This window comes from Zhihengliuella sp. ISTPL4, from assembly GCF_002848265.1.
GTDB lineage: Bacteria > Actinomycetota > Actinomycetes > Actinomycetales > Microbacteriaceae > Microbacterium.
Window position 1 is genome coordinate 1456727 of record NZ_CP025422.1, and the last position, 14112, is coordinate 1470838.

11 protein-coding genes are annotated in these 14112 nt (G+C 64.9%); 7 read left to right on the top strand and 4 right to left on the bottom strand.

Features of this window, described 5'->3' with window-relative positions; genetic code table 11:
* Positions 1 to 1348: cytochrome c oxidase assembly protein (locus CYL12_RS07000; protein ID WP_199399197.1), on the bottom strand; the 1348-nt coding region annotated here is incomplete at its 3' end.
* Complete coding sequence (locus CYL12_RS07005; protein ID WP_200838705.1) at positions 1345 to 1917, bottom strand: DUF3515 family protein; 573 nt, start codon at positions 1915 to 1917, stop codon at positions 1345 to 1347. The genes CYL12_RS07000 and CYL12_RS07005, both read right to left, overlap by 4 nt.
* Before the next feature lie 611 nt (positions 1918 to 2528).
* Between CYL12_RS07005 and CYL12_RS07010 the strand changes: the two genes are divergently transcribed.
* Both CYL12_RS07010 and CYL12_RS07015 read left to right on the top strand, forming a co-directional pair.
* Complete coding sequence (locus CYL12_RS07010) at positions 2529 to 2903, top strand: Cd(II)/Pb(II)-sensing metalloregulatory transcriptional regulator CmtR (RefSeq protein ID WP_101846729.1); 375 nt, start codon at positions 2529 to 2531, stop codon at positions 2901 to 2903.
* Positions 2904 to 3178: 275 nt separating this feature from the next.
* Entirely contained in the window at positions 3179 to 4966 is a 1788-nt protein-coding gene (locus CYL12_RS07015; RefSeq protein ID WP_101846730.1) for a heavy metal translocating P-type ATPase, read from the top strand.
* 152 nt (positions 4967 to 5118) lie between these two features.
* Here the strand turns inward: CYL12_RS07015 and CYL12_RS07020 are convergent, their stop codons facing one another.
* The gene (locus tag CYL12_RS07020; RefSeq protein WP_101846731.1) at positions 5119 to 6060 is read right to left on the bottom strand and encodes a cation diffusion facilitator family transporter; all 942 of its coding nucleotides are present in this window, start codon (positions 6058 to 6060) and stop codon (positions 5119 to 5121) included.
* Positions 6060 to 6509, bottom strand: a complete 450-nt coding sequence (locus CYL12_RS07025; protein WP_308208540.1) for an ArsR/SmtB family transcription factor — start codon at positions 6507 to 6509, stop codon at positions 6060 to 6062. The genes CYL12_RS07020 and CYL12_RS07025 overlap by 1 nt, the downstream gene beginning before the upstream one ends.
* Positions 6510 to 6594: 85 nt before the next feature.
* Here CYL12_RS07025 and CYL12_RS17145 point away from each other — a divergent pair, with 85 nt between their 5' ends.
* The 5 genes from CYL12_RS17145 to CYL12_RS07055 all read left to right on the top strand — a co-directional run bounded on the left by CYL12_RS17145 (position 6595) and on the right by CYL12_RS07055 (position 13559).
* Positions 6595 to 7179: a hypothetical protein gene (locus CYL12_RS17145; protein ID WP_149084821.1), complete on the top strand. Its 585-nt coding sequence runs from the start codon at positions 6595 to 6597 to the stop codon at positions 7177 to 7179.
* Positions 7180 to 7306: 127 nt separating this feature from the next.
* Positions 7307 to 7927, top strand: coding sequence for a recombination directionality factor (locus tag CYL12_RS07040; protein WP_101846739.1), 621 nt, complete (start codon positions 7307 to 7309; stop codon positions 7925 to 7927).
* A 21-nt stretch (positions 7928 to 7948) separates the two neighbouring features.
* Positions 7949 to 10444 carry a phage/plasmid primase, P4 family gene (locus tag CYL12_RS07045; RefSeq protein WP_101846741.1) on the top strand — a complete coding sequence of 832 codons (2496 nt, stop codon included), beginning with the start codon at positions 7949 to 7951 and terminating at the stop codon, positions 10442 to 10444.
* Positions 10445 to 10456: 12 nt separating this feature from the next.
* On the top strand, positions 10457 to 12178 hold the full coding sequence (locus CYL12_RS07050) for a DNA polymerase (RefSeq protein ID WP_101846743.1): 1722 nt from the start codon (positions 10457 to 10459) through the stop codon (positions 12176 to 12178).
* 541 nt (positions 12179 to 12719) lie between these two features.
* Positions 12720 to 13559: a hypothetical protein gene (locus CYL12_RS07055; protein ID WP_101846745.1), complete on the top strand. Its 840-nt coding sequence runs from the start codon at positions 12720 to 12722 to the stop codon at positions 13557 to 13559.
* Positions 13560 to 14112: the final 553 nt, after the last annotated feature.

Consider the following 14112-nt stretch of genomic DNA (forward strand, 5'->3'; position numbering starts at 1 on the left):
CCTCCAATGCCAGGCGATATGGCGCGCCAAACACGAGGAGGGAGGGAACCACGAGGAGCATGAGCATCCGTCCCGCCGCGTCGACGCTGTGGAGGTAGTCGGAGTAGACAGCGACCGCCCCACCGTTCACCCAAGCCAGCAGCACCATCCCGCTGATCCAGGCGAACGTGCGCAGGCCGCTCCACCCCTCGCCGCGTTGCCGCAGGCGACGGACACCCATCAGATAGAAGAAGACTCCGAAACCTGCGACCACCGCCCACAAGAGATTCACGTCGTTCCCGCTCAGCCAACCGACGAGTGTGAGTTCGGGTGGAAGCGGTGCTTCGGTGAGGATCTCAGCCGGTGTCGTCAGCGCCGGAGCTGAGGTGTCTGCCGGCGCTGGCGTGCGGGCGAGCGCCGCTGCGGCACCACTCGCGATGCCCATGACCGCGAACTCGACGGTGACGAACGTCCAGAACGGTGCCCGCTCTCCGACCCCACGGCGGATGTACCACCGACGGTGCGCGACACCCACGACGCCGAGGAGCGTGAGCGCCACCACCTTCACCAAGAGCACAGCTCCGTACGCGCTGAGAAGTTCTCGCCAGCCGCTGACAGACGTCATCGCGCGGGCGACTCCGGACACGGAGACGACCACGAAAGCGACGAGTGCGATGGTCGAGTATCGCTCGACGATTGCCCGCAGACGGTGCTCGCGCGCAGACGGCCTGAGGAACACCAGCGCGAGAAGACCGCCGAGCCATACCGCCGCGCTGGTGATGTGCAGCACGAGCGACATGACCGCAGCATCATGATTGGCGAGGCTTCCGGAATGACCTTGCGTGGCCATCGGGACCAGCGACGCCAGCGAAAGGAACGTCAGCAACAGCGCGGCCGCCCATCCCCGGAACGCATACGAGATCACCGTGAGTATCGCGGCCATCACTGTTGTGATGAGCCAGACGCGACCCAGCTCCGTCTCGAGGAGGAATCTGCCGAACTGCTGACCGAATCCCGGGCCGAGTGACACCTCAGGATTGAACGATGACAGGAAGGTGAGATAACCAGTGACTCCTGCGCCGATGGTGAGCACTGCGGCACCGATGGAGGCGACATCCAGGGCGGTATCGAACTCCTTCTCGCCCTGTGTGAGAGCGTACGCAGCAAGGACGGCCGATCCCACCATGACCGCCGCCCCGAGGTTGACGATGAGCTTCGCGACCGGCAGTCCCCACCGGACGACCGCGCCGGGGTCGCTGGTGACCCGTGGATCAGCCCCGCCACCTATCACCAATCCCAGAAGGAGCGCGACCAGCGCCGAGGTGAGCAGGAGTGCGGGTCCGACCAGTCGGAGCCCCCTGGCGTTCACGGGAGGTCTCCGGAGCCGCCCGTGGTCGGCGCGTCCTCGTCGTCGGATGACGCGGTGTCCGGCGCGGAGCAGGCGGACGTTTTCGGCAGCATCTGGACCGCGGGTGCGAGGGCTTGCAACGCGGCATCCGCGGAGAGCTTCGTCGTATCGACGTAGGCCTGGGCTGCGGGCGTTCGGCCGTAGGTCGTCAAGCGCAGGTAGGGGGAATCTTGTTCGTCGACGATCCAATCGACGGAGTTGATGGTCACGCATTGCAGCGTCGTCGGTGCTGGCGGCTCGAGCCCGCAGGTAAAGACGACGATGGTCGGGTCTCCCCATGCGGCGGTCGCTTGGGCATCGGTCGTGCGACCGGTGAACTCTCCGACGGCTGCGGGAAGCCGAACCGTCACGTCAGCGCATTCGGGGGCGTTCGCATTCGTCGCAGGTTTCAATGCGACAGTGGACGCGCATCCCGAAAATGTCGCGAGCAGGCCGATGAGTGCGCCGGCTCCGAGGATTAGGTTCCGCGAAACGGCGCGCCGATTGACTGAGACCTCGGCGGGGGTCGGGGTGAGGGGCGTGTTCTCCAAGTCATCTCTCCAAGCTGTCGACGACGTGCGTCGATCCGCATCCGCGCGATGGCACGGATGAAGGCGGCACTGAGCCGGAGAGTCAGGTTCGGGAGATCTGCAGCCGCGCGAGGTCAGGGCGCAGCAGATGTGGTCCCTGAATGCGCGGAATCGATGCGCGGTGCGCGGAGTCTCGTGAAGGGGCTTGCATCGGGATGCGGAGTCGCGCGCGGGAGAGTCGGGCGAATACCAGCACGCCGAGAAGCGCGCCGACTATGCACACAGCGGCGGCGACATCAGATGATCCAGCAGAGGACACCGCGGACTGGTCTCGTTCGTCGTGCTCACTCGACAACGAGAAGCTTTCCGGTGACGCTGTGGCTGACGTCGCAGTCTCAGCGTGGACAGTGCTCGCGATACCGAGCGTGAGAAGCAGAGCAATAATGATCCCGAAGAGCACCCTCATCGCAAGCGGCCCGCGGGGGACGTGCGCTGAGCGTCCGGTGTTCGTGCGCCGCATCATCCTCTCCAGTCTACGTTGCGGTCGCCCGGCGAAACTCCACACCCGCATCCAGAGCTCGAGCGCACCGCTCTGTTGAAGGATAAGTCAGCAAGCACTGTATAGTCATTGCATGCTGACCATTGCTTCTCGTCTCGACGTGATGAACCGATTGGGGCGCGCCATGGCTGACCCCACTCGTTCTCGGATTCTGCTGGAACTGCTTTCCGGGCCGGGATACCCGGCGCGCTTGTCCGAGGCACTGGATCTGTCTCGCACCAACGTGTCGAACCATCTCGCGTGTCTTCGAGGGTGCGGCATCGTGGTCGCGACACCGGAGGGACGTCAGACGCGGTACGAGATCGCGGATCCGCATGTGACTCGAGCCATCACTCTGCTGGTGAACACGGTCCTCGCGGTCGACGACGGAGAGGCGTGCACGGACGAGAACTGTGACGTGCCTCTATGCTGCTCGCCTACCGACAGGTCGATGGAGGAGATCCGATGAGCGAGGAATGCTGCGGCCCGGTCGAGCCACGCCAGACGAGAACTGTCCGTCGGCTCGAGCTACGCCAGCCCTCTGCCGCCGCAGACGCCTGCTGCGGACCCGACCCCATCACGTCCGATTCATCATCGAGGCGAACGCCGCTCCTGGAGGACGACGCCTGCTGCGGACCGGCTTCCCCCCGCGACGCGGATCATTCGCGCGGGGACGCTGAGCACGAAGAACGGCCACCGCTCTGGCGCGACACCGCGCTCCTGCCGTCCGCGGTTGCCGGCGTGATGCTGCTGGCAGGTTATGTCTTCGAGTGGTCCGGACTGCCGGTTCCGGCGCTTGTCCTCCAGACGGTCGCACTCCTCGCGGGTGCGTACACGTTCGTCCCCGGGGCGATCCGCCGCCTGGTGCGGGGCCGACTCGGCGTCGGCCTTCTGATGACCATCGCCGCCATCGGCGCCGTAGCTCTCGGCCACGTGGGCGAAGCTGCAGCGCTGGCGTTCCTGTTCTCGCTTGCCGAAGCTCTCGAGGATCGGGCTATGGATCGGGCGAAGGAGGGACTACGCGCGCTGCTGTCGCTGATCCCGGAGACCGTGCGTGTCTCGCGCCTGAACGGTGACGTGACGATCCCCGCCGCGGAGGTCCGCGAGCTCGACATCCTCGTCGTCGGTGCGGGAGAACGGATCGCGACGGATGGCGTGGTGGTCGAGGGCCGCTCCGGCATCGACACGTCTGCCGTGACGGGCGAGTCGATCCCGGTGGAGGTCGGACCGGGACACGCCGTCCCCGCGGGATCGGTGAACGGGGCTGCGACGTTGCGGATCGAAGCAACCGCCGACGGCCGCGACAATTCCCTCACCCAGATCGTCGAGCTGGTCGAGCAGGCGCACGCCCGCAAGGGCGAGCGGGCCCGCCTGGCGGACCGGATCGCCCGCCCACTCGTGCCGGCCGTGCTCATCATCGCAGCCCTCGTGGCCGTGTTCGGGTTCATCGTCGGGGATCCCGGCCTGTGGATCGAGAGGGCGCTCGTCGTGCTCGTCGCCGCGTCCCCGTGCGCTTTGGCCATCGCCGTTCCGGTGACGGTCATCAGCGCCATCGGTTCGGCCTCGAAGTTCGGTGTGGTCATCAAGTCCGGCGAGGCCTTCGAACAGTTCGGCACCATCCGCACCGTCGCGCTCGACAAGACCGGCACCCTCACGCGCAACGAGCCGGAGATCGTCGCCGTCGTGCCTGCTCACGGTCGCTCCCGCGAGGAGATCATCTCCCTCGCCGCCGCCCTCGAGACCACGAACACTCACCCGCTTGCCGCCGCCATCATTCGCGCCGCGTCCGACATCCCCGCAGCGACAGATGTCGTCGAAGATGCCGGCCACGGCCTCACCGGCCTCGTCGGCTCCACCCGCGTGCGGGTCGGGAACGCACGCTGGCTCTCGGAACTGGGTGAGCTCACCAAGTCCGCCGACGAGATGGCCGGAGACGGTATGACCGTCGTCGTCGTCGAGACCGACGGTCAGGTCTCGGGCCTCATCGGCGTGCGGGACGAACTGCGCCCCGAATCCGCCGAGACCATCTCCATGCTGAACGCGCAGGGCATACGCACCGTCATGCTCACCGGCGACAACCAGCGAACCGCCTATGCCCTCGCCGCCCGCGCCGGCATCAGCGACGTACGCGCCGAGCAACTCCCCGCCGACAAGGCCGCCGCCATCACGGCCCTCGTCACGGAGAGTCCGACGGCCATGGTCAACGACGCCCCCGCCCTTGCCACCGCGACCGTCGGGATCGCGATGGGTGTGAAAGGCTCAGCTGCGGCCATCGAATCCGCCGACATCGCCTTCACCGGTAACGACCTTCGCCTCATCCCCGCAGCCCTCGCCCACGCCCGCCGCGGACGGCGCATCATGACCATCAACATCGCACTCGCCCTGGCCATCATCGTCGTTCTGTTCCCCCTCGCCTTGTTCGGCGTTCTCGGCCTCGCTGGTGTCGTCCTTGTCCACGAGGTCGCCGAAGTGGTCGTCATCCTCAATGGCGTCCGTGCCGCCCGACGCCGCGGGATCGGATTCTCGCGGTGACGACTTCGGTTTCCGCGTCGACGGACTTCGTTACGGAAGTTCGGGGTTTGGACGCATCACCACTGAAGTTGTGCTTCAGCGAGTGTCAGAGCGAGCGTTCGGCGCGTATCGGAGCAGCATCACCTTGAGGCAGCGCGGTAAGCCGCGTCCACCTATGCATGCCGGACAGACGTTGACTCGTGGTCGGCGACCGTCTCGGTCTCGAGTTGAAAGGTCGAGTGCGCGACCGAAACTTCGAAGTGTTCAGCCACACATTCCCGAATGTCACCCAACACCGTCATGGCGTGTCCGTCCTGGAAGCACTCGTCGCGAACTATGACGTGCGCGCTCAGCGTGGGCAACCCAGTGGCCACGGTGGATGCGTGAACGTCATGCACATCGACTACATGCTCGAGCTTGAGAATGTGTGCCCGCACGTCCTCGAGGTCCAGGCCTTTGGGAGTGAACTCCATGAGAACACTGCCGGTCTCACGCATCAATATGAACGCGCGGGGGACGATGAGAGCGGCGATGAGTATTCCTGCGAGAGCATCTGCCTGCTGAAACCCTGTCGTCGCGATGACGATGGCCGCGACGATGACACCGAGTGAACCAAGAGCATCGTTGAGAACTTCGAGGAAAGCGGCCCTCATGTTGAAGTTCGCGCCACGACTCGATGCGAGCACCGCGATTGCAACGATGTTGGCGGTGAGCCCGATGATGCCGAAGACGAGCAACTCCCCCGCTGGTACTTCTGGCGGCTCGAACAGGCGACGGATACCTTCGATTGCCGCGTAGGTTCCGACCGCCAGGAGCAGCGCCGCTTGGGCGAGTGCTGCTATCACTTCAATCCGTCGAAAGCCCCAGGTGCGCTTCGAGCTCGGCGGGCGCAGCATCAACGTTGCCGCGATGAGCGCGACGAGAAGTCCTGACGCGTCGGTGATGACGTGCGCGGTGTCCGTGAGCAGAGCGAGGCTGCCGGTGATGACGGAGCCAACCGCCTGCGCCGCCACGATGGCGACGGTGATGGCGAAAGCGATCCAGAGACGGCGGCGGAAGTCTCCTGGCATGCCTTCTTCGGTCATGGTTGGCCCGTGGTCATGTCCCGCACCCATTACACTGCCCTTTCTCTGTCGCTTCGTAAGTGCTCACACAGCACCAAGTCCTTTCCGGTGGCGCCTAGCAGCGCTTCCGCGGCAACCATCACGACCCGCAGAGCCTCAGGATGCGCGAGGCCGTACCACGTCGCGGGGCCGTCTGGTCGAGCGACAGCAAGGCGACATTCAATGAGGAATCCAAGGTGCTTGCTCACGGTCGACTGCGCGAACCCCATGTGCTCAACGAGGTCGCGCACTCGATGCTCTCCGGACGAGAGATGCTGAACGATAGCCAGTCGCGTGGGGTCAGCGAACGCCTGGAAAAGGTGTGCGTACGCGTAAGTCGCCTCCGCGTCCAACTTAAGCAAGTCGCGTTCTATCATCGCCATACGACGATGATAGAACGCAGTCGCTACACCGTCACGGTTCGACGGCAACTGATAAGGACATTCACTTGCACTGGGCATGAAGCATGAAGGTACGTTCGCTCATTGACACTGCGAAGATCAACGCACGCGCCACGCAAGTCGGTACGCGTGAGAAGATGACTTCATGGATCCACTTGAAGTTGGTCGCATCGCGCTCTCTGATGCCGTGCGTGCCTATCTGAATGGACCGCCTCACGAGAAGACCGGCCCGATGAAAGCGGCGGGTGCGGCAGTGTTCCAAGCGCGTCAGCATTTCGAACTCGCCGACGGAACGAAGGACATCCTCGGCCGCAGCCCCGGCTACCGGGCTTGGTTGGCAAGTGCGCTCGCTGCAACTGGCCTTCCCCGTCAACGCCAGTCGGGATTCCTTTCCGCTCTCCGCCATCATGTCTCCACCGAGATGCGCGCTCGCCTCTCACCGGAAGTGCTTCAGATTCACGGGGTCGCACCTGTCGATGCCGCGACTCGGACCCGACTACGCCGTCGAAGTGAGCGGCTGCAAGCTGACCTTCGCTCTTCACGGAGGTTGCCGCCACTCGATGATCCGAAGGAGATCGTCAAGCTCCTCGAGACCGTCACCGTTGCCTTAGGTCGTATCCACTACGACACACGCGACGCCGATGTCGAGTCGGCGCTAAGCCGGCTGGGAGATGCGCTGAGCCGGATCTCCGCGTCAGGTCCGGAGAACACCGAAGAGATCTACTTCTAGACATTCCCAAAAGCCCCCGTGCTCGTCAGCACGGGGGCTTTCTCGTGCCCGCAGAAGTTTTCTGAGCAGTGCTGAAGCAACCCGGCGAGGTACCTGGCGTCCGCATCTCAGCACGTCAGGAATCTTCATGGTCAACCCCTCCCCCCGCACTCCCGTCGTAGGTCGCCTCCGATTCGCCCACCAGCTGCAGGGAGTCCCCGAGTCACTGGACTCCTGGCGTGTCACCACCGACGACTCGACGGTCGCCAACTCGCTGCACCGGGTTCTCGGCGGAACGGCTCCACGCCCTTGGCCGGGGCCGTCGCAGGACACACTCGAGGTCCTGACCGCCGCGTCCGAGCTGAACGTCATCATCACCTCCTCCATGTCGTTCCAGACCCGGTTCTTCCGCAAGAACACGGACCCCGACTACACGAGCACCGGAGACGAGCTCATCCTCCCGGACAGCTCCCGAGTTCCCGACCCGGACCGCGAACTCAGCCTGCTGCAGCGACGGCGGCGGGCGCGCGACACCGGAGAACGGCCTGTCACCAGCCTGTACTGCCAGCTCGCCGCAGCACCGGACCTGGGGACGCTCCTGTTCCGGTCCACTTCATGGGACCTCGCTGAACGCCTCCGCCGAGCGGACATCCCTCAACGGCTCGAAGCCGCTGGTCGCGATGTTCCGGCGACGCTTCGCATCTCAAAGACCCCGACCGGACGCGCCACCCTCTCGCACGCGACCGCACACCTTCTTCTCAACGACTGACCCAGACAAGAACCGACCCTCATGCTCTACTCCGAACTCATCTCCCGCCTGAACGTGACTGGCCGCACGAGCGACGGCATCCTTGCTGTCTGTCCAGCGCACGAGGACCGTCCCGAGAACCCGCATCTGCGGATCACCATCACCGAGCACGGCAAGGTCCTCATTCACTGCCGGGTCGGATGCTCCAACAAGACCGTGCTCAAGGCACTCGATATGACGCTCCGCGACATCGCGACCATCGACATCTCTGACGCGCCGCCGCTCCGCTCCTCAACGTCGAAGACCCCCGCGGGGGTCGCGGAGATCGCTGCCCTCGCGACGCAGTTGGACACGTGGTCGGCCAACCTCGACGACGACGGCCGCAACTATGCCCAGCGTCGGTTCGGGATCACGAGCGCAGATGCCGAACGACTGCAGCTTGGCTCGGTGACCCAGGGCGGCGTCCGTCGACTCGTCGTCCCGTTCCTGACGCCGCAGGGCGTCCCCCGCGGCTACCAAGGACGAGATATAGACGGAACGCACGCCGTGAAGTGGCTCGGACCGAAGAACCCGAGGGGATCGGCATGGAGCCGGATGGCGTGGCTCCCGGGCTCCACGGACTGGAACGAGGTCCTCATCGTCGAGGGCCCCGGCGACGGGCTGACTGCCGCCGCCATCGGGTACGACGCCATTGCCATCGCCGGTGCCGCGGGAGTGAACGCTAGCAACGCCGACGAGATCGCCTCGTGGGTAGACGGTCGGCCTGTGGTGATCTGCGGAGATGGCGACACCGCCGGCAGCAACTTCAACTCCAACCTCGCCAAGCTCCTCGTCGAGCGCGAAGTCTCCGTGCGAGTTCTTGACGTGCCCGAGGGCCTCGACCTCTCCGACTGGCGCGCGCAGGAGGGCGAAGCCTTCCGACCACTCCTCATGCATGCCATCGCCGAGAAGAAGCCGCTCGCTTTGGTCGAAGTCTCCCGTCGCTCCTGGAACGAGAAGCTCTACTCGCTCACCGACCTCGGGGCGGCTCGCTACCTGCTCGCCTACATCAAAGGGCTCGGCGCTGATCTCCGGTACACACCGGAGACAGGCTTCATGACCGTCGACAAGGGCGTCTGGCGTCCTGATGGAGTTCAGCAGGTCCGTACCTGGGCTCAACAGGTCGCCGACATCGTCCGCGCTCATGCTGCGGTAGAGGTCCAGAACGCGGAGGGGAAGGCCCGTGACAGCGACGAACAGGAGCGAGCGACGCGCTGGTCTCGATTCGCCGCGGCGGTGCAGTCCTCGAGAGGCCTCTCCGCGATGGTCCGCGAGCTCCAAGCTCTCCCCGGCGTCGGCGTCAGCTTCACCGCGTTCGACCAGCACAACCACCTGGCCGCGTTTACCAACGGGGTGGTGGATCTGCGCACCGGTGACCTCGGCCCGCACGATCCCTCGTTACTGCTCACCAAGTCATTCCGATTCGACTACGACCCTGAAGCCACGGCGCCCCGATGGGTGCGCTTCATCGAAGAGGCCCACCCGGAGAAAGAGGGCGTCGTCGAGTACTTCCAGGTGCTGCTCGGCTACGGGATCACCGGCCACACGTCCGAGGCGTGCTTCATCGTCAACTACGGCGTCAAGGGCGGCAACGGCAAGAGCACGATGCACGAAGCGATTGCAGACGTCTGCGACGACTTCACCGTCACGACCGCATTCTCGGTGTTCGAGGAGAAGCCCGCCGGAGGGATCTCGAACGACACCGCGGCTCTCAAGGGCGCCCGGTTCGCTCTCGCATCCGAGGGCAACGCGGGCAAGGCGATGGACGAGGCCAAGCTCAAGAGCGTGACTGGCGGTGACCGCGTTACCGCGCGGTTCCTCCACAAGGAAAACTTCACGTTCAAGCCGAACTTCCTGCTGCTGCTGGCCTCGAACAACAAGCCAGCCTTCAAGGGACAGGACGGTGGTCTCTGGCGGCGCGTCAAGATGATCCACTGGAACCACTCCTTCACCGAGGCCGGGACCGCCGATCCGAACCTCGGGGCCACGCTGCGTAGCGAGGCACAGGGAATCGCCACCTGGTTGGTTCAGGGTGCCGTGCGCTGGCATCGCGAAGGACTTCGTGACCCACAGTGGATCAAAGACGCGACGAAGACCTACAAGGCCACGAGCGACGCTCTCGCAGGGTTCTTCCCCGGCAATTTCGTCGCCGACGCGAGCTCGCGCTGCGATGGGGCAACGCTCTACGAGTCGTACACCGCGTGGACCAAGGCCGAAGGACTTCCCCTCAAGGAGGTGTGGACGCGGCGCGCGTTCTATGGAGCGCTCACAGAACGCGGCCTCGTTCAGCGCAAGACCAACAAGGGTCAAGCCTTCGACGGGATCCGTCCCGCCAACGACGCGGATCGTGCGAAGGCAGCAGAGGAGGACAAGGCGAACTCCGTCGCGTTGCCCTCGCCAGAGACCGCGGTGACCGCGGTGACCGCGTCGGTCCGCGACGTCCCTTCTCTCGACGACTGGCTCGCCGAGGCGCCCACGCCCGACCCCATCCCCGTCTGAGGCACGTCCATCATGCAGATCATCATCGATTCCCCAGAGTTCTCGGCTGACCTCGCAGCGATGCGCGAGGCATTCGCCTCAACGAACATCATCGCCGTCACGATCCCGCCTGTGGACATCTACCAGCCGAACGCGAGACTGACCCACGTGGCGTTGGCCGCCGACACAGGCGCCTGGGTCCTGCGGGTTGACCTGTGGCGCCAAGTCATCAGGGACTCTCTGGGCGGTGGCCACCGGCTCGTGATGCACGACGCGGCCCACACCATGGAGGCGCTCGACCGACACCTCGGAGTCACCATCGAGCAACTCGCCGGAGCGACCTTCGACACGCGGGTGCTCACGCACCTCTTGGACCCGCGACCCCGCAAGGACGGCGGTTCCGGGCACTCTCTCACAGAAGCAGTACGACAGTACCTCGCGCCGGAAGCGCCGAGCACCGAGAACGTGGCCGATCCCGAACTACTGGGCGTACGCGCACACCTGATCCTCAGCCTGTTCAGAAGGATCGCCCCGATGATCCATGAGCTCGACCTGACAGCCTTGGCCACAAAGGAGCATCGGCTCCAGGCACTCACGTCGACGATGGCGCGGCGAGGTGTCCGCGTCGACCGCGAGTACACAAAGTCGCTGAACGACGTTCTCGGTAACGACGCAACTCGCTGGACCCTTCAAGCAGCTCGATACGGCGTGACCAGCGTCCAGAACCCTTCGCAGGTCGCTTCGGCACTTCTCGCCATGGGTGAGCACTTGACTGAGCGCACCAAGAGCGGAGTGTTCAAGGTCGACAAGACCGTCCTTCTGCCTCTCGCCGACCTCACCGAAGACGGTGAGCGGAGAGGAAGAAGGAATCCGAACTCGCTCGCAGAGGCGGTCATTCACGCGCGACGAGCGCAGGGGTGGAAGGAGTCGTACACTCGCCCCTTCCTCTTCCAGACCGATGTCGAGGGTCGTATCCATCCGTCCATCACGACGCTTGCCGCGCGCACGGGACGCATGTCGCTCTCCCGCCCAGCACTCCAGCAGCTGCCCTCCAAGGGCTGGTCAGTGCGGAGGTGCATCATCGCGGATCCTGGCCAGGTCATCATCTCGCTCGACTTCAAGCAGATCGAGATGCGAGTGCTTGCCGCACTGTGCGGAGACCAAAGGATGCTCGACGCGATCCTAGGCGGACAAGACCTCCACAACTTCACGGCGAGCCTCGTCTTCGGGCGGAACTTCACGTCGCGACAACGGGATCTGAGCAAGCAGATCGGTCTCGGGAAAGTGTACGGCGCGAGCGCTTCTACAGTGTCCCTCCAAACCGGTATCCCCGAGGCGCAGGTGGAGCCGGCGATGCGCAAGTACGACGAGCTGTTCCCCGGCATCAAGCAATACGGGAAGCGACTCATCGCCGATGCGCGTCGGCGCGAGCGTTTCGAGGTCGTGAACGTTCACGGTCGACTTCTGCCCCTAGATGGATCACGCGCGTTCACCGCGACCAACTACGCCGTTCAGTCCGTTGCGCGTGACATTCTCGCGGACTCCTTGATCCGCCTCTACGACTCCGGCTACGGCAACAACCTGTTGCTGCCGGTACACGATGAGGTCGTGGGACAGGCTCCGGTCGCCGAGGCCGAGAAGACGGTACTCCGGATGAAGGAAGTGATGGAGACGGACTTCATGGGTGTGCCCATCCTCGCTGATGCAGAGGTCTACGGCCCGTCCTGGGGCCACGGTTACGGCGCAACCGCGTAGACGCTCGTCGCGCGCAGCGGTGAACCCCGAGCGGCATGAAGAGCTCGCCGACCGCCTCGATCCCGAGCCTCAGATAGCGAAGCCGTCATGCAGATCAACGATCCGCATGACGGCTTCGTCGTTTCCGCTGTCGAGTTCGGGCGGGCCTTTGACGCGGCACAGCAGCTGCCTCCCAGCGTCATGTAGCCCTCAAGCGATATTGCGTCGACCACCCCTTCGTTCCGACCCGACCCGAACACTCTCGCCAGTTGGCGCGATTTTCGGCTTGACCAGCGTGTTCGCCTGCTCGCGAACCCGACCTGCAACCAGCAACCGACAGGCAGTGCGCTCATTTCGAGGCGGACCGCATAGGGGGACTACGGAAGCAACCGATTCGGGTCACCTGAGCGGGCGTGCTGAGGCACGTTCCCGCAGGCGCGCCGGGCCGCTTCGGAGCTTGCCGCAGGGTAACCGCGGCAAGCGCTAACCCCACAACTGAACACCTTGACCGAACCACATCCGAACCACGCAAATCATTTCGCGTGACTTCCGAAAGACCCTCATGAACTTCAACGGCATCTTCATCACGCCCGACAACGAGACGCGGGAGCAGCTGACCGCCGAGCAGGAAGCCCACCTCATCGCAGAGGCGCGTCGGGAGGTCAATCAGCGCCGCCGCCCGCACTTCGAGCAGCTGCTGTGGCAGTACATCCCCGCTCTGCGCGGACGGGCTGCCTCTGAGTACCGCCGCATGGGCGGCTCGGTCGACATCGACGAAGTCCGCTCCAACGTCCTCGCCGGCTTCACGGAGGCGGTGTTCACGAACAAGGCGGGGGTGCGACTCATCCAGACGCTCGAGCGTTCCATCCTCCGTGCCGCAGACGAAACGAACATGCAGGGCGCCATGACCATCCCGGCCCAGCGACGCCGCGAGTATCGCACCGCGATGACTGAGGCGGGCGGCAACCTCGATTCCGCCATCGCGCAGGCACGCGGCGTCCTCGCGGAAGCGTCGATGCGCGCCCTGCACAGCGCGCTGGGCGGACACTCCAGCATCGACGAAGACACCGCGCACTCGAGCATCGCGCTCGACCCCTATGACGACATCGACTGCGTCCTCGACGTGGCGCGCGCACTCGCCGCGTTGACCGCCGGCAGCGACGGGAAGACCGGCCCCCTTCTCATCATCAATCGAGCATTCGGTCTCAACGGCGACGACAGCGCCGCCGACGCGGTCATCGCTAAGGAACTGAAGCGGGCCGCACTCGACAACCCCGACGCGAACGGCGCACGGTGGACGCCCTCGCGGGCAACCATCCAGCGGGTTCGGGAGACCGCGCTCGCTCTGATGCACGACGCGCTGTGCGCCGGCCACGACCCTCGTTGCAACCGCGTGCACTGATTGCCGATGGGCGCGTGTCCGACGGTGAATGCACCCCGGGCGCGCGCCCACATCCCGAGCATGGATCATGATCCGGGCTTGCCGGTTAGGTGACTCGGAACCGTAGGTCGAACGACAACGAAGTCATTACCTAGGAGATCCGCACCCTCCTGTAACGCGCGGAACGAGTTCATGAGGATCCGGCCGCGCTGCCAGAATCCTCGTTCGACCAACTCGCGTCGAACGCGATGCCACGGTTGCATGCGCCCGCGTGAGTATGTCGATCCCTCGCGCCCCTTCAGGCAAGCAACGTCGAGAAGCCTTCGGACGCGGCAAATCGCTGTGACCAAACGGTGGTGTCGAGTTGGCGATTGAGTCTCCGCCCACCTTCGTCTTACGCATCGGCGAGCGCTCCGAGACGGCCTGAACAATCGCGCTCAGCGCTTGCGGGCACGGATCGCGGCCTGACCATTCGAACGGTCCTCCCGGAGCGATAATCGCCCATACGAGGTCTGAAGGTTGCGCGCACGTTCCTCCCGTACATTGCTAGTTGCGGATCGATCTGCCGCGCCTG